This is a genomic window from Bradyrhizobium sp. RDM12 (assembly GCF_051917485.1).
Classification (GTDB): Bacteria; Pseudomonadota; Alphaproteobacteria; order Rhizobiales; family Xanthobacteraceae; genus Bradyrhizobium.
The window spans coordinates 5,530,112-5,553,112 of sequence record NZ_CM133064.1 but is presented as its reverse complement, the minus strand read 5'-3'; the positions used below and the strand labels follow the sequence as shown (position 1 = coordinate 5,553,112).

General features: G+C 64.1%; 22 protein-coding genes and 1 pseudogene. 11 read left to right on the top strand and 12 right to left on the bottom strand.

Annotated features, from left to right (window positions below; genetic code table 11):
* Positions 1 to 5: 5 nt before the first annotated feature.
* The 3 genes from ACTGJ9_RS27315 to ACTGJ9_RS27305 form a co-directional block, all read right to left on the bottom strand.
* Complete coding sequence (locus tag ACTGJ9_RS27315; RefSeq protein WP_456673611.1) at positions 6 to 2,198, bottom strand: RNA degradosome polyphosphate kinase; 2,193 nt, start codon at positions 2,196 to 2,198, stop codon at positions 6 to 8.
* Positions 2,199 to 2,349: 151 nt separating this feature from the next.
* A complete protein-coding gene (locus ACTGJ9_RS27310; RefSeq protein WP_456673610.1) occupies positions 2,350 to 3,027 on the bottom strand; it encodes a chromosomal replication initiator DnaA in 678 nt (225 codons plus the stop codon).
* Between the two features lie 112 nt (positions 3,028 to 3,139).
* A complete protein-coding gene (locus ACTGJ9_RS27305; protein ID WP_456673609.1) occupies positions 3,140 to 3,682 on the bottom strand; it encodes a CDP-alcohol phosphatidyltransferase family protein in 543 nt (180 codons plus the stop codon).
* A gap of 154 nt (positions 3,683 to 3,836) precedes the next feature.
* Here ACTGJ9_RS27305 and purM point away from each other — a divergent pair, with 154 nt between their 5' ends.
* Together purM and purN are read left to right on the top strand one after the other, a co-directional pair.
* The gene (gene purM / locus ACTGJ9_RS27300) at positions 3,837 to 4,910 is read left to right on the top strand and encodes a phosphoribosylformylglycinamidine cyclo-ligase (protein ID WP_456673608.1); all 1,074 of its coding nucleotides are present in this window, start codon (positions 3,837 to 3,839) and stop codon (positions 4,908 to 4,910) included.
* Positions 4,910 to 5,563 (top strand): phosphoribosylglycinamide formyltransferase, encoded by a 654-nt coding sequence (gene purN, locus ACTGJ9_RS27295; protein WP_456673607.1) that lies wholly within the window; start codon positions 4,910 to 4,912, stop codon positions 5,561 to 5,563. Before purM ends, purN begins: the two co-directional genes overlap by 1 nt.
* On the opposite strand, the gene ACTGJ9_RS27290 is transcribed toward purN, so the two are convergent.
* From ACTGJ9_RS27290 to ACTGJ9_RS27275, 4 genes are all read right to left on the bottom strand, one after another.
* Positions 5,560 to 5,868 carry a DUF6678 family protein gene (locus ACTGJ9_RS27290; RefSeq protein ID WP_456673606.1) on the bottom strand — a complete coding sequence of 103 codons (309 nt, stop codon included), beginning with the start codon at positions 5,866 to 5,868 and terminating at the stop codon, positions 5,560 to 5,562. The genes purN and ACTGJ9_RS27290 overlap by 4 nt on opposite strands.
* 11 nt (positions 5,869 to 5,879) lie before the next feature.
* The gene (locus ACTGJ9_RS27285; protein WP_456673605.1) at positions 5,880 to 6,296 is read right to left on the bottom strand and encodes a PIN domain-containing protein; all 417 of its coding nucleotides are present in this window, start codon (positions 6,294 to 6,296) and stop codon (positions 5,880 to 5,882) included.
* Positions 6,293 to 6,595: a hypothetical protein gene (locus ACTGJ9_RS27280; RefSeq protein ID WP_456673604.1), complete on the bottom strand. Its 303-nt coding sequence runs from the start codon at positions 6,593 to 6,595 to the stop codon at positions 6,293 to 6,295. The genes ACTGJ9_RS27285 and ACTGJ9_RS27280 overlap by 4 nt, the downstream gene beginning before the upstream one ends.
* A gap of 141 nt (positions 6,596 to 6,736) precedes the next feature.
* Positions 6,737 to 6,943 (bottom strand): cold-shock protein, encoded by a 207-nt coding sequence (locus ACTGJ9_RS27275; protein WP_007591938.1) that lies wholly within the window; start codon positions 6,941 to 6,943, stop codon positions 6,737 to 6,739.
* 375 nt (positions 6,944 to 7,318) lie between these two features.
* On the opposite strand from ACTGJ9_RS27275, the gene ACTGJ9_RS27270 reads away from it, so the two are divergent.
* The gene (locus tag ACTGJ9_RS27270) at positions 7,319 to 8,494 is read left to right on the top strand and encodes an autotransporter outer membrane beta-barrel domain-containing protein (RefSeq protein ID WP_456673603.1); all 1,176 of its coding nucleotides are present in this window, start codon (positions 7,319 to 7,321) and stop codon (positions 8,492 to 8,494) included.
* Between the two features lie 54 nt (positions 8,495 to 8,548).
* Here the strand turns inward: ACTGJ9_RS27270 and ACTGJ9_RS27265 are convergent, their stop codons facing one another.
* A complete protein-coding gene (locus ACTGJ9_RS27265) occupies positions 8,549 to 9,589 on the bottom strand; it encodes a LysR family transcriptional regulator (RefSeq protein WP_456673602.1) in 1,041 nt (346 codons plus the stop codon).
* 71 nt (positions 9,590 to 9,660) lie between these two features.
* Here ACTGJ9_RS27265 and ACTGJ9_RS27260 point away from each other — a divergent pair, with 71 nt between their 5' ends.
* The 5 genes from ACTGJ9_RS27260 to ACTGJ9_RS27240 all read left to right on the top strand — a co-directional run bounded on the left by ACTGJ9_RS27260 (position 9,661) and on the right by ACTGJ9_RS27240 (position 13,241).
* Positions 9,661 to 10,278, top strand: a complete 618-nt coding sequence (locus tag ACTGJ9_RS27260) for a hypothetical protein (protein ID WP_456673601.1) — start codon at positions 9,661 to 9,663, stop codon at positions 10,276 to 10,278.
* A complete protein-coding gene (locus tag ACTGJ9_RS27255; protein ID WP_456673600.1) occupies positions 10,265 to 10,885 on the top strand; it encodes a GNAT family N-acetyltransferase in 621 nt (206 codons plus the stop codon). The genes ACTGJ9_RS27260 and ACTGJ9_RS27255 overlap by 14 nt, the downstream gene beginning before the upstream one ends.
* Positions 10,886 to 10,910: 25 nt before the next feature.
* Positions 10,911 to 11,474 (top strand): isochorismatase family protein, encoded by a 564-nt coding sequence (locus ACTGJ9_RS27250; RefSeq protein WP_456673599.1) that lies wholly within the window; start codon positions 10,911 to 10,913, stop codon positions 11,472 to 11,474.
* A 35-nt stretch (positions 11,475 to 11,509) separates the two neighbouring features.
* A complete protein-coding gene (locus ACTGJ9_RS27245) occupies positions 11,510 to 11,725 on the top strand; it encodes a hypothetical protein (RefSeq protein ID WP_456673598.1) in 216 nt (71 codons plus the stop codon).
* Positions 11,726 to 11,858: 133 nt separating this feature from the next.
* Positions 11,859 to 13,241 carry an aspartate aminotransferase family protein gene (locus ACTGJ9_RS27240; protein ID WP_456673597.1) on the top strand — a complete coding sequence of 461 codons (1,383 nt, stop codon included), beginning with the start codon at positions 11,859 to 11,861 and terminating at the stop codon, positions 13,239 to 13,241.
* A gap of 39 nt (positions 13,242 to 13,280) precedes the next feature.
* Here the strand turns inward: ACTGJ9_RS27240 and rnd are convergent, their stop codons facing one another.
* From rnd to ACTGJ9_RS27225, 3 genes are all read right to left on the bottom strand, one after another.
* On the bottom strand, positions 13,281 to 14,429 hold the full coding sequence (rnd, locus tag ACTGJ9_RS27235; protein WP_456673596.1) for a ribonuclease D: 1,149 nt from the start codon (positions 14,427 to 14,429) through the stop codon (positions 13,281 to 13,283).
* A gap of 116 nt (positions 14,430 to 14,545) precedes the next feature.
* Complete coding sequence (locus tag ACTGJ9_RS27230) at positions 14,546 to 14,677, bottom strand: hypothetical protein (RefSeq protein WP_456678777.1); 132 nt, start codon at positions 14,675 to 14,677, stop codon at positions 14,546 to 14,548.
* A 108-nt stretch (positions 14,678 to 14,785) separates the two neighbouring features.
* A complete protein-coding gene (locus ACTGJ9_RS27225; protein WP_456673595.1) occupies positions 14,786 to 15,685 on the bottom strand; it encodes a LysR substrate-binding domain-containing protein in 900 nt (299 codons plus the stop codon).
* A gap of 104 nt (positions 15,686 to 15,789) precedes the next feature.
* Between ACTGJ9_RS27225 and ACTGJ9_RS27220 the strand changes: the two genes are divergently transcribed.
* The gene (locus ACTGJ9_RS27220) at positions 15,790 to 16,779 is read left to right on the top strand and encodes a zinc-dependent alcohol dehydrogenase family protein (RefSeq protein WP_456673594.1); all 990 of its coding nucleotides are present in this window, start codon (positions 15,790 to 15,792) and stop codon (positions 16,777 to 16,779) included.
* 36 nt (positions 16,780 to 16,815) lie between these two features.
* Here the strand turns inward: ACTGJ9_RS27220 and ACTGJ9_RS27215 are convergent, their stop codons facing one another.
* Positions 16,816 to 18,255, bottom strand: a complete 1,440-nt coding sequence (locus ACTGJ9_RS27215; RefSeq protein ID WP_456678643.1) for a protein adenylyltransferase SelO — start codon at positions 18,253 to 18,255, stop codon at positions 16,816 to 16,818.
* Positions 18,256 to 18,477: 222 nt separating this feature from the next.
* On the opposite strand from ACTGJ9_RS27215, the gene aspS reads away from it, so the two are divergent.
* Together aspS and ACTGJ9_RS27205 are read left to right on the top strand one after the other, a co-directional pair.
* Entirely contained in the window at positions 18,478 to 20,250 is a 1,773-nt protein-coding gene (aspS, locus tag ACTGJ9_RS27210) for an aspartate--tRNA ligase (protein ID WP_456673593.1), read from the top strand.
* A gap of 431 nt (positions 20,251 to 20,681) precedes the next feature.
* A pseudogene (locus ACTGJ9_RS27205) lies at positions 20,682 to 22,990 on the top strand (NADP-dependent malic enzyme).
* Positions 22,991 to 23,001: the final 11 nt, after the last annotated feature.

The following is a 23,001-nucleotide window of genomic DNA, read 5'->3' as shown; positions in this document are numbered from 1 at the left end:
TCCGGTCAGGACTGATGGCGTTCGTTCCGGCGCGTGAGACGGCGCGGCGAGGATTCCTTGAGCGACTTTCCACGGCCAGACAGACTCGGATTTGTCATGAAGTAGTTGTGCACGTTGAAAGGCTCCTCGCCCTTCGCGGCCTTCATACGCGTTGAGGACCCGTCCGGCAACAATTGCCAGCTCTGCTCATTGTCCTTCAGGTTCGCGACCATGATCTGTTCGAGAACCTGCTGATGCACCGTGGGATTTTGCAACGGACACAGCACCTCGACGCGGCGGTCGAGATTGCGCGGCATCATATCGGCCGACGAGATATACACAGCCGCTTTCGCGCTCGGCAGGCCCTGACCCATGCCGAAGCAGTAGATTCGGCCGTGTTCCAGGAAGCGTCCGATGATCGACTTGACGCGGATGTTCTCCGACAGGCCGGGAATGCCGGGGCGCAGGCAGCAGATGCCGCGGACCACGAGCTCGACCTGCACGCCCGCCTGCGATGCCTCGTAGAGCGCGTCGATGATATCGGGGTCGACCAGCGCATTCATCTTCATCCAGACCGCGCCGGGCTTGCCGTGACGCGCGTGCTCGGTCTCGCCCTGGATGTGCTCGATGATGCGCTTGCGCAGGGTCAGCGGCGACACCGCCATCTTTTCCAGATCGCTTGGCGCGGCGTAGCCCGTGATGAAGTTGAACACGCGCGCGGCGTCGCGGCCGATGGTCGGTTCCGAGGTGAAGTAGGAGAGGTCCGTGTAAATACGCGCGGTGACGGGGTGATAATTGCCGGTGCCGGTATGGACGTAAGTGGTGAGGCTGCCGCCTTCGCGGCGTACCACCATCGAAAGCTTCGCGTGCGTCTTCAATTCGAGAAAGCCGTAGACGACCTGCACACCGGCGCGTTCGAGGTCGCGCGCCCAGCGGATGTTGGCCTCTTCGTCGAAGCGCGCCTTCAGCTCGATCAGCGCGGTGACGGACTTGCCGGCTTCGGCCGCTTCGGCCAGCGTGCGCACGATGGGCGAATTGTTCGAGGTGCGATAAAGCGTCTGTTTGATCGCGACGACGTCAGGGTCGCGCGCGGCCTGCTGCAGGAACTGCACCACCACGTCGAACGATTCGTAGGGGTGGTGGACGACGAGGTCCTTCTGGCGAATGGCGGCAAAAATGTCGCCGCCATGCTCGCGCACGCGCTCGGGATGCCGAGGCACGTAGGGAGTGAATTCGAGGTCGGGCCGGTCGAGCCGGGTGAGCTGCGAGAGCTCGTTCATGGCGAGCACGCCATCGACGAGGAACACTTCGTCGTCGGCGGCCGACAGGGCGTGCTGTACGAAGCTGCGCAGCTGCTCCGGCATCTTGGCGTCGATCTCGAGCCGGATCACCGACCCGCGGCGGCGGCGCTTCAGCGCGGTCTCGAACAGGCGGACGAGGTCTTCGGCCTCTTCCTCGATTTCGAGCTCGGAGTCGCGGATGATGCGGAAGGCGCCCTGGCCGTGGAGATTGTAGCCGGGAAACAGGCGGTTGATGAAAAGACCGGTCACCTGCTCCAGCGAGATCAGGCGCACCACCTTGCCGTCGGTCGGCAGGCGGATGAAGCGATCGATCTTGCCTGGCATACGGATCAGCGCGTTCATCTGCTTGCCGTCGATGGCACGCGTGAGCTGGAGCGCAATGGTGAAGCCGAGGCTCGGGATGAACGGGAAGGGGTGCGCCGGATCGATCGCCAATGGCGTCAGCAGCGGGAACACGTTGTTGAGGAAATAGTCCTCAAGCCAGGTCCGCTCCGCCTTGGTGACCTCCTTGCCCTCGAGCAGCACGATGCCGACGTCGGCGAGCGTGCCGCGCAACGCGGCCCAGATCGCCTGCTGGTCGGATGCGAGCTGCGAGACGGTGCGGTTGATCAGCGCGAGCTGCTCGGACGGAGTCAGGCCATCGGGGGCGCGCTCGGCGATGCCCTCGCGCACCTGCGCTTTGATGCCGGCGACACGGACCATGAAGAATTCGTCGAGGTTATTTGCGGAAATCGACAGGAATCGTACCCGCTCCAGCACGGGGTGGCTGGGATTGACCGATTCCTCCAGGACGCGCCGGTTGAAGTGCAGCCAGGAGAGCTCGCGATTGATGAATCGCTCGGGGCTCGAGGCGATCGCCGGCAGACCCTCGGTTTCCGCGACTTTTTCTTTTGTTTCAACAGTTTGCGCGGAATCCATGAGAAATCGATCCATCCAGTTTGCCCCAGTCCGCGATTTATGCGCAAAACCGGCCGGAGCATGTGTTAGCGCGATGACGTTTCGATGACATTGATGTTCCGCCGCCTCGCCCCGTCAAGCGGGCGCAAAGGGACCAAAGAGGGCTTGGCGGTCAGGCATCGCGCAGCAGTTCGGCGGCGAGCGCCCGGGTGACGGGGCGGCCGAGCCGCAGCGCCTCACCATCGAGCAATTCCACGGCCCGCCGGGCGGCGGCCGACGACCGCTCCAGCCGGGTTGCGAGGTAGCTCACCACGCTTTCATCCACGGAGAGCTGGCGGTCGGCGCAGAACTTGATGATCAGGCCGCGGAACAGCTGGTCATCAGGCGGCGCCAGCGAAATCACCGGAATCGTCCGAAGCCGCGACTTGAGGTCGCGGAGATCGACCTCGATCGCCGCCGGCGCCTCGCGTCCGGTGAACAGCACATAGGCACCGTCCTCGCGGGCAAGATTCATCAGATGGAACAGGGCGCGCTCGTCAAAGCTCCGCGCCTTGAGATCCTCGACCACCAGCGCGCCGGTCGCGAGCGCGCCGGGGACGCTGGCCGCGGTCAGCGCATTGGCCGCGGTCGAGCGGGCGCCGGCCTCCTCGGCCCAGATCGCCGCGAGATGGCTCTTGCCGCTTCCTTCGGGGCCGGCGAGCCACATGATCCGGTTCGGCCATTCCGGCCAACCGTCGATCAGAGCGAGGCCGGCGGCATTGGCAGGGCCCTCGAGAAAATTGTCCCGACTGAGGCTCTCGGCGTGCGGAAGCGAAAACGCCAATTGTCGGGGATGAACGCGGCCTGCCACGCTTGCTTTACTCCGTGCCGGCGCGCCGGCTGTGTTTGAAGAGGATAGACTTATTCGATCGGGAGTTGGCCTTTTGCGGGGCCGCCTCCCGGTTCATTTGGCCTCGATCATGCTACTTGGCCTCAATGGTGCTCATGTGCCGCAGCCACTCGACGAGATAGAGCGACACGGAGGACAGCGTGAACACCGTAACGAGGCCCATCAGGATCATATCATAGGGCCCCAGCTTGAAGCCGAAGGCGAGCGAGGCCAGCACCAGTGCAGCATAGGCCACCTGGGCCGTGGTGTTGAGCTTGGAGACCATCGACGGCTTCATCTCGACGGGCTTGTCGAACAGCCAGGACACGATCACAGCCGCGACGATCATGATGTCGCGCGACACCACCAGGATCACGATCCAGCGCGGAATGTCGCCCCAGATGCCGAGCGCGAGATAGATCGACACCAGCAGCGCCTTGTCGGCCAAGGGGTCGAGCAGGGCGCCGAGTTCGCTCGCCATGTTGAAACGCTTGGCCAGAAAGCCGTCGACGGCGTCGCTGATGCCGGCGACCAGGAAGACGCCGAAGGCCACCTCCATTTGGCTCGACACGATGGCCCAGACGATGATCGGGACCAGCATGATGCGGCCCAAGGTAATGATGTTCGGAATACTCACGCGGCGCTTCCCGGCACCCGGCCTGACCTCGAATCCGGCCCGTTTGAAGGCTGAACCGGTTGATATCTACATAGTATAGGGCGGGGCGCCACGCTTGCCATTGCACGTCCCCGGAATTCGACGTAACCAGCCGCAAACCCACTGGAAATCGGGCATGACCGACCGCAAAAACGGCCTCACTTACGCCGATTCAGGCGTCGATATCGACGCGGGCAACCGCCTGGTCGACCTGATCAAGCCGATGGTGCGCGCCACCGCACGGCCCGGGGCGGACGCCGAGATCGGCGGATTCGGCGGCCTGTTCGACCTCAAGGCGGCCGGCTTCAAGGACCCCGTCCTGGTCGCGGCCACCGACGGCGTCGGTACCAAGGTCAAGATCGCGATCGAGACCGGCCTGCATGGCGGGATCGGTATCGACCTCGTGGCCATGAGCGTCAACGACCTCGTGGTGCAGGGCGCCGAGCCGCTGTTCTTCCTCGACTATTTCGCCTGCGGCAAGCTCGATCCGGAGGCGACCGCCTCGATCGTCGCCGGCGTCGCCGAAGGCTGCCGCGAGTCCGGCTGCGCCCTGATCGGCGGCGAGACCGCTGAAATGCCCGGCCTCTACAAGGACGGCGACTATGATCTCGGTGGCTTTGCCGTCGGCGCCGCCGAGCGGGGCACGCTGCTGCCGCGCAAGGACATTGCCGCGGGCGATGCCGTGATCGGCCTGGCTTCGTCGGGCGTGCACTCCAACGGCTTCTCGCTGGTGCGCAAGATCGTGGAACAATCCGGCCTCGGCTTCGAGGCGCAGGCGCCGTTCGCGCCGGTGATGACGCTTGGCGGCGCGCTGCTGACGCCGACGCGGCTCTACGTCAAATCCTGCCTGCGTGCGATCCGCGAAACGGCTGCGGTGAAGGGCCTCGCCCACATCACCGGTGGCGGCTTCACTGACAACATTCCGCGCGTGCTGCCGAACCATCTCGGCGTCGGCATCGACCTTGCGCGCCTGCCGGTGCTGCCGGTGTTCAAATGGCTTGCGGCGCAAGCCGGCATCGCCGAGCTCGAAATGCTCAGGACCTTCAACTGCGGCATCGGCATGATCGCGATCGTCGAGCCTGAGAAGGTCGACGAGGTCGTGCGGGTCTTCACCGATGCCGGCGAGACCGTTGCGCAGCTCGGTACCGTGATCCCGGCCGAGGGCGAGCACCGCGTCGTCTATAACGGCCATCTCGACCTGGCGCTGTGATGAAGCGCCGCGTCGCCATCCTGATTTCCGGCCGCGGCTCCAACATGTCCGCGCTGATCAAGGCAGCAAGCGTGGCGGATTTTCCGGCGGAAATCTCGCTCGTCATCTCGAACAAGGCCGACGCGCTTGGCCTTGAACGGGCCAGAGCGGCCGGCGTGAAAACGCAGATGATCGAGAGCAGGCCGTTCGGCAAGGACCGCGCCGGCTTCGAGGCGGTGCTGCAGGCAGCGCTCGACGAGCACGGGATCGAGCTGATTTGCCTCGGCGGCTTCATGCGCCTGTTCACCGCCGAATTCGCCAAGGCCTGGTACGGGCGGATGCTCAACATCCATCCCTCGCTGCTGCCGTCTTTCCCCGGCCTCGACCCGCATGGGCAGGCCTTGCGCGCCGGCGTCAAACTGTCCGGCGCGACGGTGCACTTCGTCATCCCCGAGACTGACGCCGGTCCGATCGTGATGCAGGGTGCGGTGCCCGTCAGCGATCACGACACGGCGGAGACGCTGTCGGAGCGCATCCTCGAAGTCGAGCACCGCATCTATCCCGCAGCGCTGAGGCTGCTCGCGACCGGCAAGGCCCGGATTGAGGGCGATGTTTGCAAGACGGCGGGCAGTTCGGCGTCGGAGAATTTCCTGATCGCGCCGGTGGTGAGCTAGGGTAGAACCGCGGCTGTTCGATGCAATTTGCCGGCTCGCCTTTTGCCTACATATCCGAGAATGCGGAAACCTGTCGCCGTCTCCTCTCCTGCGAACCGGATACGATTCAAATTGCTCGGACGAGGTCGCGCTGCTGCGGCGTCTCCACGGACAGTTTCTCCATCCGAGGAGCCGAGGACGCCCCCTTCTACGTCTTTGCAACGAAAAGCGGGTTGATCGGTTCGGTCGAGGTCGAGTATTGCAGTTCGCAGTTCTCGCCATTTGGTGTCATTAGCGACAGAGAAGTACTCCGATCGTTGCACCATCGATCTATCGCTCACCGCGCTGCAAACGGGTCGAGCAGCGCCACACCGGTCGATTCAACATCCGCAATGTTGCGGGTCACCAGTGTTAGGCCGTGGACCTTGGCAGTGGCGGCGAGAAGACTGTCGATGAGTGGCAGCGGATTGGGAATTCCAAGGAGTGCCCAGGTGTCGGCGATGCTCTCATCAATGGGCAGAACCCGATCGGCAAGTCTTGTCCTCATCTGCGAAAACCACTGATCGAGAGATTTTGCCTGGAGCGGATCGCTTCGCCTCGTTAGTTCGATGCCTCGGCGAATTTCAGCCAGAACCAAGACGCTGGTTCCGATTTCCTCGGCTGGGATCTGATTGACCCAACGAATGACGTTTGCGTCGGCCCGCTCGCGCTTTCGAATTTCGGAAATGACGTTGGTATCGACCAGAAACTTCACAAGTCGACCTCTCGCCAGCCGTCACGCCGTGGCTGGTCGAACACACCCTCGAATGCGTCATCGGGAAGTTCCGAACCAAAAATATCAAAGGCCGTTCTGATGTCAGGATCGAGGAGGGCGCTGGCGAGCGTCGAGCGAAGTGCCGCAGCTCTTTCCGGTTTGTCGCGTAGAGTTTCCGCCAAGGCACGGATGAGGCTTGCATCTTTCTTCGCGGCTTGCACTTCAACGCGTACCAAACCGCGCGCTGCGGCGCGGCGCCGATGGGTTCGGGTTGCTTTTCGCTGGGATTTCGTCGCCACGGACCGCTCCGAGATAAATGTCCGGTAATATAACCGGAAATCCACATAAGGTCCAGTTGGAAGAAGCAGGGCCAAAACAAATCCCCCGGCAGAGCCGGGGGCAACGTCATGATGATCTCTCACGCTTGGCTTTGAGAGAAATCAGGAGACCTTGAGGTTCTCCGCGGATGCCTTGCCGCGGTTCTCCACGAGGTCGTATTCAACCACCTGGTTCTCATTGAGGGTCGAGAGTCCGGCACGCTCGACGGCGGAGATGTGGACGAACACGTCCTTGTCGCTGCCGTTCGGCTTGATGAACCCATAGCCCTTGGTCGGGTTGAACCATTTGACGGTGCCCTTTTGTGGCATCGTTAGTCTCCTCCGCTAGATACAAAAAAGACGCGGCCGCTTTTCGCGTGCCACGTCACAAACGGGCTTCCGGAAGTCTGTTCGAGTCTTGAGTCTGTCGCGAAACGCACAGCCGAGCGGCCAATTCCGATTGTGTCGGATATTGCAACATGAAAATCGCGCGATAGCAAGCTGTGCGCGATTTTCAAGGTCGGACCGGGCCAGCGCCGTTGCAATTTGCGACCTGTGGCAGCGGAACCACAATCGAAGGCAATCGCCTCGGCTATACCGTGCCAAACGATTGACCCTCCGTGGCAGTTCAGCACAAATCGCCGCACGCGTGTTGTTCGTGTGGCATTTTTGCGGACCGCTATCTTGCTTTGAGGATTTGTCGTCATGAGCTGCCCTTCGCAGCCCTCCGGAACACGGCTGACGATCGGGCAGGATCGCGTCCGCCGGGTCGCCGCCGCGATTGCGGTAGCCACTGCGATGGCGCTGGCCATCGCCGTGACGACATCGGCGGCGACGCCGGCCTTCGCACAGAGCCCGACGCCGACGCCGACGCCGACCCCAACACCCACGCCGTCTCCGACGCCGATCCCGGTCCCGACATCGACCAATTACGACCCGTCCGCCGGCAACACTGCGCTCGATCTCGGCTCGAACTTTCTCGAGCGCCTCGGCAACCAGGCGTCCGGCGGCGTCAATCGCGCGTTCCGCACCAACCCCGGCGGTGGCGGGGCCTCCGTGAGCACGGAGGATCCGCGTTACCGCACCTGGTACGAGGGCTACGGCATTTCGATGCGGACCGATCCGCAAGGCGATTTCGTCGGCGACAAGCGCAAGACGTTCGGCGGCGTCGCCGGCTTCGGTGCGCGGGTCGCGCCGGGCGTCAATCTCGGCTTCTCCGTCGACCAGAGCCATACCGACATCGACGTGCCGCTCGCGCTGCAATCGGCGACGCTCGACCTGACCCAGATCGGCTTCAACGGCTCTGTCGACAAGGGGCCGTGGACCTGGGCCTTCGCGGTGGTGCACGGTTTCGGCAAAGTCCATTCCAGCCGGGACACCGGCTTTGGCCTGGCGACGGCGGGCTATCGTGCCGCCGTCGACGGTGCGCTGACCGAGATCAGCTATTACTGGACCAAGGACCAGATGCGCGTCGTGCCGAAGGGGGCGCTCGAATATTTGCGAGCCACCGGCGCGGCGTTCCAGGAGGCCGGCGGGCTTGATCCGCTCAACGTCGGCTCGAGCGCGATTGCGCGCGCGCGCGTCATGATCGGCGCCGAGATGGGGCGATACTTCATTTTCGATCAGAAGATCCTGGACCTATCGGCCTATGGCAAGTTCGTCGACAATTTCTATCAGGATCTCGGATCGGTCCAGGTCAGCCTCGGCACCCAGAACATCGTCGTCCCCGGCATCGGCGAGAGCCGTTACGGCATGGACGCAGGCGCCTCGGCATCACTCAGCCTGACCAATGCCGCGCGGCTCTACGTCAATTACGACGGCAAGTTCCGCAACGAGCTGACATCGCACCAGGGCACGATCGGCTTCGAATATCGGTGGTAGGGCGGGTATGACCCGTAAGGGTGTGCAACGCGTTTGCGCGGGGTGCTCAAATAATCACTTCGGCGTCGCTGCAACGTATCCGGATAATCCAAAGCCTTCGCGCGCGGCCGTCATCATCGGCACCAGCGCGTTCGGATGGATGAACTCGTCGCGAAAGCAGGGATGGGTCTTTGGATCGAAGATCTTCTTCAGCCAGTCGACCACGATCTTGTGCCGTTCGGAGGCGCGGAACTCCTTGTGATAGGTGAGCCAGAGGTCGGCGTGGTGGCTGACGCCGAGGTCGACGGCGACAAGCGGTACACCGAGTGCGATCGACACCGTCGGCAGGAAACCGATGCCGGCGCCGCGCTCGACCGCGTAGAGCACGCCGACGGAAGAATTGGTTTTGATCCCGACGATGCCTTCCAGCGATTTCAACCCGAGCACGCGGGCATAGGCACCGTCGTCGACCTGCGGCGCGCTCTGCTTGATGATGCGGTGGCTCGGCAATTCGGCGAGTGTCGCCGGCACGCCGTAGAGGTCCGCATAGTCCCTCGAGACGAAGGGGAAGATGTGCAGCCGGCCGAGCTTGGCGACGATGAGATCGGGATTGGTCGGCGGCTCGAGCTGGATTGCAATGTCCGACTCCAGCCGCGCGACATCGGCCTGCTCCATCGCACAACGCAGGTCGACGGTGATCTTTCGATAGGTCTTCTGGAAGTCGATCAACCGCGGCAGGATCCAGAAATTGCCCGGGCCCTCCGTCACCGCGACGCGCACCGTGCCCGACGTGTCGTTTTGGGATCGCGAGGCACGGCGGAAGACGTTGAAGGCGTGACGCTCCATATGCGCAACGTCGGCAATCATCGCGGTGCCTTCATCGCTGAGCGTGAGTCCGCTCTGGTCGCGCAGGAAAAGCTTGCAGCCGATGCTCTCTTCGAGCCGGTCGATCCGGCGCATCAATGTGGTGGAGGTGAGCCCGAGCTCTTCGGCCGCATTTCGGAAACTTTTAAATTTTGCGCAGGCTAAAAAGAGTTTCAAATCGTCCCAGGACGCATTTAGAGCTTCTTCATGGTGGTGCTTCATTGCAGCACCCCGGTGCAATACTTGCTGCATACTCCTGATCTCCAGCCGCTAAGCTTCTCCTCATAGCGGCGTACAAAACCCCGCAACGATAGAGGGACGACATGAGTATGGAAAGGGGCTCGTTTGCCGCAAGGCATGATTTCGACGCCTTGCCGCTTAGCCCTGACGTGGAGGTCCGTTGCGCGCAATTCGGGGAAATCGCCGCGCTTGCGGAAATGGCGCACCGCCTGGTGCCGGGCGTGCAGATCGGGGCGATGGAGCTTGCGAAGTATTTCGCCTTCGATCCCCAGAGCATCCTGACGTTCACCCGGAACGGCAAACTGCTCGGCGGCATGGCCTTCCTGTTTCTCGACGATCGCGGGCATGATGCATTGCTGCTTGACGATATCAGTCTGACGGCGCCTGAGACGCGCTACCTCGCTTCCGGGAATGAGGATGTTTCGGCGATCTACATCTGGGCGATCGCGGCCACCGGCCGCGGCATCGCCGGTCTTGACAAGGCCGCGGCTCATCTCAGGCAGATAAGGTTTCGCGGCGCGGACTGCTATGCGCAGCCGTCAACCGTGGCCGGACGCGAAATCATGAAGGCCACGGGTTTCTCGCCCATCGCGAGCTTCCAGCCAGACCTCTGGTGTTACGAGCGCCCCTGGCACCGGCAGCCCATGCTCATGCCGGGCGCGATCATCCAAGCAAGGAGTTTTTCAGATGCACGGCACTAGGATTCCTCTCGCCAAGCCCGACTCCCGCGCGATCACCGTTCGCCTTGCGCGCGATCCGAGTGACCTCATGCTGGTCACGGCCATTCGCTCCGCGGTCTATCTCGCCGAGCAGGATTGTCCGTTTAATGAGGAGTTCGACGGCAACGACATGGTTGCCGCACACTTCATCGGTTACATCGGCAACGAGCCGGCGGGCTGTTTGCGGGTGCGCTTCTTCGGCGACTTCGCCAAGGTCGAGCGGCTTGCGGTGCGTCACCAATTTCGGCGCTCGCGCATCTCGTTCAAGCTGGTGCAGGCCAGCGTCGACTATGTGAAACGCAAGGGTTTCCGCAAGATCTATGGTCAGGCCCAGGACCGGCTGGTCGATTTCTGGGCTCATTTCGGCGCCAAGCCGCTCGGCCACAATCGCAAGATCACCTTCTCGGATTTCTCCTACACGGAAATGCTGCTGGAGATCGAGCCGGGGCCGGACGCGATCACGCTGGACAGCGATCCCTATGTGATCATCCGCCCCGAGGGCGACTGGGACCGGCCGGGCGTGCTCGATGCTTCGGCGGGACGGGCAGTGACCTCGCCGCTGCGCGATCTCGCGCTCGCCGGCCGCTGAAACGCGTGCAGCTCGACGCAAGACGATGCCGGTTTCCATCCAAGACGATCCGCTGGTCCTGGTCTGTGCGGACCTTCAGGTCGAATATCTGACCCCCGGGCGTCGCCACGTCATTCTCGACGGCGACGCCGCCGTCTCGCGCTGCCTGGAACTGCTGACGCTGTGGCGCAGCAACCACTGGCCGGTGATGCATTTGAAGCGCATCGCGCAGGCGGCATGGTTCAATCCGTCATCCAGGCTGACCGATTGGATCGCGGAAGCGAGGCCGCGTCCGGGCGAGATGATTTTCGAGCACCCGTTGCCCTCCGCCTACAGCTCGTGGCGTTTCGTGGATTACATGTCCAGCATCCGCAATGTGCGCTGCGCGGTCACAGGCTTTTCCCTCGACGAGACGATCCTGGCCACTGTGGTCGAGGGTTTTCACCGCAGCCACCACTATCAGGTGGTTGCCGATGCCGTCGCCTGCCGCCAGCCGGGAACAAGCGCGGCGGCCGCCTACAAAGAGTCGATGGTGAATGTCATCGCCAACTTTGCTACACTCCAGTCCAGCGCCGAACTGATCAGAACCAGCGGCGCCGTCGCGGTCTGAGACAGACGCGATCGGCGGATGGATGGGGTGGGACATTGTCTCGGGAGGACGAACTCAAGGAGCTGGCGAGCGATCTGTCGCGTGCCGTCGAGACGGCGCGCCGGGCAGGCCTGTCCACGACCGTCTATCTGCTGTCGATGGCGCTGGTCGAGGTGAGGAGGCCGCCGCCGACGACGAGGGACATGACCAGGGACATGACGACGGCGTGGCCTGAGCGCCGTCCTGTGTGCGGCTTTGCGCATCGCTGCTGAGCGCTTGCTGCCGACGAATTGGCGTTGCAAGTTTTGCGTCGCCGCAATAGCCAAGTAATCTGATAACCTGATCTGAGACCGACCGATGGCGTTGACCGTGCCGGCGACGTGATGACTTGAGGGATACCTGCAAATGTCCGTGCTACCGAATTCGCAAGAAGCCCGCGATGTGGCCTACCAGCTCCACGCCTACACCAACGCGCGCGCCCATCAGCAGGCCGGTCCCCTGGTGATCGAGCGCGGCGAGGGCCCCTACGTGTTCGATGCGTCGGGCAAGCGCTATTTCGAGGCGATGGCGGGCCTGTGGAGCGTCGGACTCGGCTTCAACGAGAAACGGCTGGTCGAGGCCGCGCACAAGCAGATGCAGGCGCTGCCGTTCTATCACACCTTCTCGGCCAAATCGCACGGGCCCTCGATCGACCTCGCCGAGAAGCTGGTCGCGCTCGCGCCGGTGCCGATGAGCAAGGTGTTCTTCACCAATTCCGGTTCGGAGGCGAACGACACCGTCCTCAAGCTGATCGCCTATCGTTCGAACTCGCTCGGCCAGCCCCAGCGCAAGAAGATCATCAGCCGCATGCGCGCCTATCACGGCGTCACCATCGCGTCGGCGAGCCTCACGGGCCTGCCCAACAATCACCGCTCGTTCGATCTGCCGCTGCCGAACATCCTGCACACGGGCTCGCCGCATTTCTACAAGGACGGCGCGCCCGGCGAGAGCGAGGAAGCCTTTGCGACGCGCCGGGCCGAGGAGCTCGACGCGCTGATCCAGAAGGAAGGGCCCGATACGATCGCGGCCTTCTTCGGCGAGCCGGTGATGGGGGCGGGCGGCGTCATCGTGCCGCCGGCGACCTATTGGGACAAGATCCAGAAGGTCCTGAACAAGTACGACATCCTGCTGATCGCCGACGAAGTGATCTGCGGCTTCGGCCGCACCGGCAAGATGTTCGGCTGCGAGACCTTTGGCATCAAGCCCGATGCGATCGTGGTGTCCAAGCAGATCACCTCGAGCTACTTTCCGTTGTCGGCGATTATCATGAACGAGCGCATGTTCGAGCCGATCGCGGACGAGAGCAACAAGATCGGCGTCCTCGGCCACGGCTTCACCGCCGGTGGCCATCCGGTCGGCTCGGCGATTGCGCTGGAAAACCTCAAGATCATCGAGGAACGCGGCCTGGTGGCGCATGCCGCCGAACTCGGCGGTTACATGCAAAGCAAGCTGCGCGAGCTCACCAGCCATCCGCTGGTCGGCGAGGTCCGCGGCGTCGGCATGATCGCAGCGCTCGAGCTTGTGCTCGACAAGGGCCGCAAGACCGCCGCCGCGACGCCCGGTGCGGTGGGCGGCATGGCCAGCCGTATGCTGCAGGAGCGCGGCGTGATCTCGCGCAACATGCTGGACGCCATCGCCATCTGCCCGCCGCTGATCGTCACCAAGGCCCAGATCGACGAGCTGATCGCGGCGATCACTGGCGTGTTGAATGACATGAAGCCGGAAGTGGCGAAGCTGACGCCGGCGTAACGGCGAGCTGGCTCGTCAACCTCCGTCATTGCGTGATCGCTACGCCCGCTGAACGCCGATCACGCGGCCCTTCTCGATCGCCAGCGCCAGCTCGCCGCGCTTGAGCTTCAGCGCGGCGTCGCCGAACAGCTCGCGGCGCCAGCCGCGGAGCGCCGGCACGTCGGCGTCGTCATCGGCCGCGATCTCCTCGAGATCGTCGACGGTCGCGATCACCTTGCTAGCCACGGCATGGCGCTCGGCGGTCATGCGCAGCAACACCTTCAAGAGCTCGACGGTCGCGGCACCATTGTTGTTGTTGCGGGGCTTCTCCAGCTTCGGCAGCGTGGAATGGTCCCGCGCCAGCCCGCGCTCGACCGCGGCGACGATATCCGCGCCCCATTTGGATTTCTCAAACCCCTTCGGCACCGAGCGCAGATGGGCAAGCTTCTCCAGCGTGTTCGGCGCGTGGGTGGCGATGTCGCTGATGGCCTCGTCGCGCAGCACGCGGCCGCGCGGCACGTCACGGCTTTGCGCCTCCTGTTCGCGCCAGGCCGCGACCTCCATCAGCACCGCAAGGTCCTTCGGCTTGCGCACCCTCGTCTTCAGCCGTTCCCAGGCACGCTCGGGGTGAAAGTCGTAGGTCTTGGGCGACGTCAGGACTTCCATCTCGATGGAGACCCATTCGCTGCGGCGGCGCTTCTTCAAATCGGCGTCGAGCGCGGCGAAGACGTCGCGTAAATGCGTGACGTCGGAGACCGCGTAATGCATCTGCTCCTTGGTTAGCGGGCGGCGCGACCAGTCGGTGAAGCGGTGGGTCTTGTCCGGGCGGTGGCCGGTGACCTTCTCGACCAGCGCGTCATAGGCGATGCTGTCGCCATAGCCGAGCACCATCGCCGCGACCTGGGTGTCGAACACCGGATGCGGAATGATGTTGGCCTGGTGCCAGATGATCTCGATGTCCTGGCGCGCGGCGTGAAACACCTTCAGCACGCCCTCATTGGCCATCAGCTCGAAGAACGGCTTGAGGTCGATGCCCTCGGCCAGGGTGTCGATGACGATGGCTTCCTCGGGGCTGGCCATCTGCACCACGCACAGCAGCGGGTAATAGGTGGTCTCGCGCAGGAACTCGGTATCGACTGTTATGACGGGGTGCTTGGCCAGCCGGCTGCAGGCAGCCGCGAGGTCAGCGGTGGTGGTAATCAAATCCATGAACGGCCCATGACACTTGGTATCAGCCGTTCTGCCGAAAGCGCTGTGATGTCAAGGGGCTCTAAGCGAATTCGAGCCTTGCATTGGGACCGGAATCGCTCTTATCGCCGAAAATCCTATTCGTAACGGATCCGGTGCGAGGATTTGCGGGCGCAGGGCAGCGCCACCACGACCAGGCACATGCCAATCAGCGCCAGACCCAGGAACTCGAAAACCAGCAAATCCACGGCGGAAATCTCCAGAAACACCGTTAGATTTGTCGGCTCTGCGTTGAGGGTCTGTTAATTCTAATGGTTACCGCCGGTGCGCCGGCCGCGATGGTGGACGGGTGGTTAATGCGGCCTTCGGGCCGGCCGTCACGTCATGAGCTTCGGCAGGGCCACGGCCAGGGCATCCACGGCGGCGCGGACCTTTGGCGGCATGCAGGGCGAACGTGGCCACAGCGCGTGGCAGTCGTAGAGAAATCCGCCCTGGCCGCCGAAGAGACCGATCAGCGCGCCGCTGTCGAGGCGCTCGCGGACCAGCCAATAGGGCAGCCATGCGAGCCCCATGCCTTGCGCGGCGGCATCGGCGATCGCCTCTAGATCGTCGAGCCGCAGCCTGCCTGAAGGCATGATCTCGTGCGGCGGCTGGGTGTCGCTCGGAAACAGCCACGGGCGGACCCGCCCCGATCGGCGATAGATGATCGCCTGATGCGCGGCGAGATCGTCGAGCGACTTCGGCTTGCCATTGGCGCGCAAATACGACCGCGCGCCGCACACCACCATGCGTTGGCTTGCGATACGCCGCGTGGTCAGGCCGGACCGGTCGTCGAGATCGCCGGTCCGGATCGCCAAATCGTAGCCGGCCTCGATGATGTCGGCGATCGTGTCGCCGAACGAGAGGTCGAGCTCGAGATGCGGATATTTTCGCGCGAGCTTCATCAGCAGGGGAGCGATGCAGTGCCGCCCGAGCAGGGCGGGCATGGTCACGCGCAGTTTTCCGCGGGGCTCCGATTGTTGGTCGGTCACGACCGCCTCGGCGGCCTCGGCTTCGCTGAGCACAGCGCGGCAGCGCTCGTAATAGGCCTGGCCCGCATCGGTGAGGCTTTGGCGCCGCGTAGTGCGGTTGAGGAGACGGACGCCAAGGCGTCCTTCGAGGAAGCGCACGTGCTTGCCGACCATCGGCCCGGACATCTCGAAGGCGTCGGCCGCGGCCGCGAACGAGCCGAGGTCGACGGCCTTGACGAACACGGCCATGCTGGTCAGCCGGTCCATGATTGAAAACTCCAGGTTTCGACTGCTTGCTCAATTGAACCATTTATATGTGTCTGCAGGCGCGGCATAGCTCCATTCGGTTCAATTGTATTGGAGTGGATGTCATGGCCCGCGTCGTTCGCTTTCATCGGCATGGTGGTCCCGAAGTGCTGCGCATCGAGACTGTCGACGTTGCGCCCCCGGCACGGGGCGAGGTGCAGATCCGGGTCAAGGCGCTCGGCCTCAACCGTGCGGAAGCACTGTTGCGGAGGGGGACTTATATCGAAACCGCGGCGTTTCCGTCCGGCCTCGGGCTGGAGGCGGCGGGTATTGTCGAGGCTGTCGGAGAGGGCGTGGCCGGCCTCGCGCCTGGTGATGCCGTCAGCATCGTGCCGCCGCTGTCGATGGTGCGATGGCCGGCTTATGCGGAGCTCGCGACGTTTCCTTCCGAACTCGTCGTGAAGCATCCACCGGAGCTGGATTTCGAGACGGCGGCTGCGATGTGGATGCAATATCTCACGGCCTACGGCGCGCTGGTCGACATCGCCGGCCTGTCGCGAGGGGATGTCGTCGCCATTACGGCGTCATCGAGCAGTGTTGGGCTGGCGGCCATTCAGATCGCCAACCGGATTGGGGCCGTTCCGATCGCCCTGACGCGAACCTCGGCCAAGCAGCGCGCGCTGCGCGATGCCGGCGCCGCGCACGTCATCGCGACAGCCGAAGGGGACATCCGATCGCGGCTGGAGGACGTCGCAGGTCCAAACAGCGTCCGTGTGGTGCTGGACGCGGTCGGCGGGCCCGCATTCGAGCCGCTGACCGCGGCGATGTCGCCAGGCGGCATCCTGATCGAATATGGCGGGCTGAGCCCCGAGCCGACGCCGTTCCCGCTCGTCAACGTGCTGACCAAGTGCCTGGTCTTGCGCGGCTACCTCGTGCACGAGATCACCCGCGATCCCGCGCGCCTCGCGACGGCCAAGGCTTTCATCCTCGACGGGCTGGCGGACGGCACGTTGAAGCCGATCATCGCCCGAACGTTCCCGTTCGAGGACATTGTCGAGGCGCATCGCTTTCTGGAGTCGAACACGCAATTCGGCAAGATCGTGGTGACGATCTGAGTTCGCGCCAAGGCCGTGCGAAGCTGAGTTTGCGGCTCACGTCCCGCAGAACGTCTGTAACACCCGCTGGTCCGGCAGCGGCGGGTCGGCGTAGGGCGCGTACTCCGGCTGGTCCTCGTAGGGTTTGGCCAGCACCTTCACCAACTCCTCGAACGGCGCGTAATTGTCATCGTTCACTGCGGCCTGGATCACGGCCTCGACGCGGTGGTTGCGCGGGATGAAGACGGGATTGACGGCGTGCATCGCGGCTCGTCGTTCGGCTGCGCTCTGCGGCTCCAGCGCCGTGCGCTCGCGCCAGCGCTTGGCCCAGTCGTCGAAAGCTGCGGGGTCCATGAACTGCGCGCGCACGTCGGCGACACCGGCCTCGTCGCCTGCGGCCTCGCCGAGCTTGCGGAAGGTCAAGGTGAAGTCGGCCTGGTTCTTGGCCATGGCATCGAGCAGGTCCTGGATCAGCGCCTCGTCGCCGTCGCGCTCGCTGAACAGGCCCACTTTCCTGCGCAGGCCGGCCTGATAGGCCTTGCTGAATATCTCGGGGAATGCGCCCAGAATCTCCTGCGCCTGTTCGACTGCCTTTTCCTGCTCTTCGCCGAACAGCGGCAGCAGGCATTCGGCGAGCCGCGTCAGATTCCACAGCGCGATGCGCGGCTGGTTGGCGTAGGCGTAGCGGCCCGTCTCGTCGATCGACGAGAACACCTGCGCGGGATTGTAGGCATCCATGAAGGCGCACGGGCCGTAGTCGATGGTCTCGCCCGAGATCGAGGAGTTGTCGGTGTTCATCACGCCGTGGATGAAGCCGACCAGCAGCCAGCGCGCGATGAGCTCCGCCTGACGTGAGACGACGCCAGCAAGCAGCGCATGATAGCGCCGCTCGGCGTGAAGCAGGTCCGGGTAGTGCCTGACGATGACGTGATCGGCGAGCCGGCGGACGGCGTCGGTGTCGCGGCGGACGGCAAAGAACTGAAAGGTGCCGACGCGAATGTGGCTCGAGGCGACGCGTGTCAGCACCGCGCCGGGCAGGGCGGTCTCGCGGATGACGGGCTCGCCGGTGACGACGGCGGCCAGCGAGCGCGTGGTCGGGATGCCGAGCGCGCACATGGCTTCGCTGACGATGTATTCGCGCAGCACGGGCCCAAGCGCCGCGCGGCCGTCGCCGCGGCGGGAGAATGGAGTAGGGCCTGAGCCCTTGAGCTGGATATCGCGGCGGACGCCGTCCTTGTCGATGACCTCGCCGAGCAGGATCGCGCGGCCGTCGCCGAGCTGGGGCACGAAGTGCCCGAACTGGTGGCCGGCATAGGCCATGGCAATGGGATCGGCGCCGGCGGGAACCGTTTTTCCGGCCAGGATTTCGGCGCCCTCCGCTGTCTCCAGCAGGTCAGGATCGAGCCCGAGCTGGACCGCCAGCGGCCGGTTCAGCTTGATCAGCCGGGGCGCGGCCACAGGGGTAGGCGCGACGCGGGCAAAGAAGCTGTCCGGCAGCGCCGAATATGAGTTCTGGAAGGGAAATGGACCGTCATGACCTCAAGATAGGGCTGGAACGGCAATCGGCAAAGGCTCGGGCCTTGAAAATGGGCACTTCCGCCCCAAACGGCACGTTCCTTGGTTGCCGCCTCCGGCCTCGTCGGGTAAACCCTGCCGCAACGTCGGACCGGCTGGATCAGTCGTCCGATTCGATCCTCAGACATCAATTTTGGGACGACCATGCATCGCTACCGGTCACATACATGCGGCGCGCTCCGCGAGAGCAACATCGGCGAGACGGTTCGCCTCTCGGGCTGGGTCCATCGCGTTCGCGACCATGGCGGCGTGCTGTTCATCGATTTACGCGACCATTACGGCCTGACCCAGTGCGTGGTCGATCCGGACTCGCCGGCGTTCGCGCTGGCCGAAAAGCTGCGCTCGGAATTCGTGGTCAAGATGGACGGCAAGGTCCGCCGCCGCCCCGAGGGGACCGACAATGACGATCTGCCGACCGGCAAGATCGAGATCTACGTCACCGAGATCGAGGTGCTGGGCCCCGCCGGCGACCTGCCGCTGCCGGTGTTCGGCGACCAGGAATATCCCGAAGACATCCGCCTGAAGTACCGCTTCCTCGACCTGCGCCGCGAAAAACTGCACCAGAACATCATGACGCGTGTCGAGATCATCAAGTCGATGCGCAGGCGCATGGAGGGGCAGGGTTTCTTCGAGTTCAACACGCCGATCCTGACCGCGTCCTCGCCGGAAGGCGCGCGCGACTTCCTGGTGCCGTCCCGCATCCATCCGGGCAAATTCTACGCGCTGCCGCAGGCGCCGCAGCAGTACAAGCAGCTCTTGATGATGTCGGGCTTCGACCGCTACTTCCAGATCGCGCCTTGTTTCCGCGACGAGGACCCGCGCGCCGACCGTCTGCCGGGCGAGTTCTACCAGCTCGACGTCGAGATGAGCTTTGTCACGCAGGAAGACGTGTTCGCGGCGATGGAGCCGGTCATCACCGGCGTGTTCGAGGAGTTCGCCAAGGGCAAGCCGGTGAGCAAGAACTGGCGCCGGATTCCGTTCGCCGAGGCGCTGCGCAAATACGGCAGCGACAAGCCGGACCTGCGCAACCCCATCGAGATGCAGGACGTCTCCGAGCACTTCCGCGGCTCGGGCTTCAAGGTGTTTGCGCGCATGCTCGAAGACCCCAAGAACCAGGTCTGGGCGATCCCGGCACCGGGCGGCGGCAGCCGCGCCTTCTGCGACCGCATGAATTCGTGGGCGCAGGGCGAAGGCCAGCCTGGGCTGGGCTATATCATGTGGCGCGAGGGCGGCGAGGGTGCGGGTCCGCTTGCCAATAACATCGGGCCTGAGCGGACCGCTGCGATCCGCGCGCAGATCGGCGTCAAGGAAGGCGATGCCGCCTTCTTCGTCGCCGGCGATCCCGACAAGTTCTGGAAGTTCTCAGGGCTCGCCCGCAACAAGGTCGGCGAGGAATTGAACCTCACCGACAAGGAGCGGTTCGAGCTCGCCTGGATCGTTGACTTCCCGATGTACGAGTTCAATGAGGACGATAAGAAGGTCGACTTCTCGCACAACCCGTTCTCGATGCCGCAGGGTGGTCTCGACGCGCTGAAGGGCCAGGACCCGCTGACCATCAAGGCGTTCCAGTACGACATCACCTGCAACGGCTATGAGATCGCCTCGGGCGGCATCCGCAACCACGTGCCGGAAGCGATGGTGAAGGCGTTCGAGATCGCAGGTTATGGCGAGCAGGAAGTGGTCGACCGCTTCGGCGGCATGTATCGCGCCTTCCAGTACGGCGCGCCGCCGCATGGCGGCATGGCCGCGGGCGTCGACCGCATCGTCATGCTGCTTTGTGGCACCAACAACCTGCGCGAGATCTCGCTATTCCCGATGAACCAGCAGGCCATGGACCTCTTGATGGGCGCGCCCTCGGACGCCACCACCAAGCAGCTCCGCGAGCTGCATGTGAAGGTGAACCTGCCGCAAAAGTGAGGGTCTCTCCACGCGTCATTGCGAGCGAAGCGAAGCAATCCAGAATCTTTGCGCGGAGGGACTCTGGATTGCTTCGTCACAAGAGCTCCTCGCAATGACGCGGAGAGAGCTGCGTCTCGTGCCCTAGAGCCCCGTCGACGCCTCCATCCGGAAGTGTGCCAGCGCAGCCGACCAACTCGCCACAGTCCAGGCTGAGCGCATCGATAGTGACCAGCCCGGAGTTCTTGTCGAGCGTGACCACGCGCGGTCCAGGGAAAGCCAGCGCTGTCAGATATTTGACCGTGCGCCCTGTTGATGGCCGCGCAATCGGATGTTGCCACCGGGGCGCCGGGCGTGCTTCATCCCGTTTCCATGACCCGGAATACCGCGACCCGCGACAGACCGGTCAGGACAACGTAGTTTGAGGCCGGTAACGCGAGGCAAGAGACCGCATGTCGTCCTATTCTGATGATCTCCACCAGGCGGCGCTGGCCTATCACCGTCTGCCGCGCCCCGGAAAGCTCGAGATCCAGGCAACAAAGCCGCTTGCGAACCAGCGCGACCTCGCGCTCGCCTACTCACCCGGAGTGGCGGCTGCATGCACCGAGATCGCCAAGAACCCGTCGGAGGCCGCCACGCTGACGGCTCGCGCCAATCTGGTCGCCGTGGTCTCCAACGGCACCGCGGTGCTCGGCCTCGGCAATATCGGCCCGCTGGCCTCGAAGCCGGTGATGGAAGGCAAGGCGGTGCTGTTCAAGAAATTCGCCGGCATCGACGTGTTCGACATCGAGATCGCCGCCGACACCATCGAGCGCGTTGTCGAGACCGTGGCGGCGCTCGAGCCGACTTTCGGCGGCATCAATCTCGAGGACATCCGCGGGCCGGAATGTTTCGAGATCGAGGCGCAGCTGAAGGAGCGCATGAAGATCCCGGTCTTCCATGACGATCAACACGGCACCGCGATCATCGTCGCCGCCGCCATCACCAATGGCCTGCGCCTGAACGGCAAGAAACTCTCGGACGTCAAGATCGTGGCGTCGGGGGCGGGGGCCGCCGCCATCGCGACGCTCAACCTGCTGGTCTCGATGGGTGCGCAGCGCAAGAACATCTGGGTCTGCGACATCGACGGGCTCGTGCACGAGGGCCGCAACACCACGATGGACCGCTGGAAGGCGGTCTACGCCCAGAAGACCGACAAGCGCACGCTTGCCGACGTCATCGGCGGCGCCGACATCTTCATCGGCCTGTCCGCGCCCGGCGTGCTCAAGCCCGAGATGGCCAAGGCGATGGGCGAGAAGCCGCTGATCATGGCGCTCGCCAACCCGACGCCGGAGATCATGCCGGAAGAGGCGCGCAAGGTGCGCCCCGACGCCATGATCTGCACTGGCCGCTCCGACTATCCGAACCAGGTCAACAACGTCCTCTGCTTCCCCTTCATCTTCCGCGGCGCGCTCGACGTCGGTGCCAGCGCCATCAATGAAGAGATGAAGCACGCCGCCGTAGAGGCCATCGCGCAGCTCGCGCGCGAGGCGCCGTCGGATGCGGTGGCGCAGGGTTTTGACACCGGCGAGACGCAAGGTTTTGGCCCGGGTTCGCTGATCCCGAGTCCGTTTGATCCGCGATTGATTTTGCGGATCGCGCCCGCCGTGGCCAAGGCTGCGATGGAGTCCGGCGTCGCGACCCGGCAGATCACCAATTTCGATGAGTACACCGCGCTGCTCGAGCGCTTCGCCTTCCGCTCCGGCCTCGTCATGAAGCCGATGTTCGCCAAGGCCAAGACCCAGCCGGTGCGTGTGATCTACGCCGAAGGCGAGGACGAGCGCGTGCTGCGCGCCACGCAAGTGGTGCTGGAGGAGAATCTGGCGCGGCCGATCCTGGTCGGCCGTCCTCGGTGGTGGAGGCGCGCATCAACCGCTTCGGCCTCTTGATCCGGGCCGGCAAGGATTTCGACCTGGTCAATCCCGAGGATGATCCGCGCTATCGCTCCTATGTCCAGTCCTATGTCGAGATCGCCGGCCGCCGCGGCGTGACACCGGATGCGGCGCGCACGGTGGTGCGCACCAACAACACGGTGATCGCGGCCCTTGCCGTGATGCGCGGGGAGGCGGACGCCATGCTCTGCGGCGTCGAAGGCCGCTACATGCATCATCTGCGTCATGTCCGCGAGATCGTCGGCTTCCAGGCCGGCGTCAGCGACTATGCCGCGCTGGCGCTGCTGATCACCAGCAAGGGTGCCTTTTTCATCGCCGACACCCAGGTGCGTCCCAATCCGAGTGCGGAGGAACTGGCCGAGATCGCTTCGCTCGCGGCGGTCCATGTTCAGCGCTTTGCGCTCAAGCCTAGGATCGCTTTCGTGTCGCATTCGGACTTCGGCAGCTACGACACGGATTCCTCGCGCAAGATGCGCCGCGCGACCCAGTTGCTGAAGGAAAAGCATCCGGAGATCGAGGCCGACGGCGAGATGCAGGGCGATACCGCGCTCTCCGCTGCGGCGCGCAAAATGGTGCTGCCGCACTCCAAGCTCGAGGGCGAGGCCAACATCATGATCATGCCGACGCTGGACACCGCGAACGTCGCCTATCAGATGATCAAATCGCTGGCCGACGCGCTGCCGGTCGGTCCGATCCTGATCGGCCCGGCGCGGCCCGCCCACATCCTCACGCCATCGGTGACCGCACGCGGCATCCTCAACATGACCGCTGTGGCCGTCGTCGAAGCCCAGGAGCGTGCGGCGCGGCAGCAACCGACGTTGTTTACGTAAGGGGCGGGCTG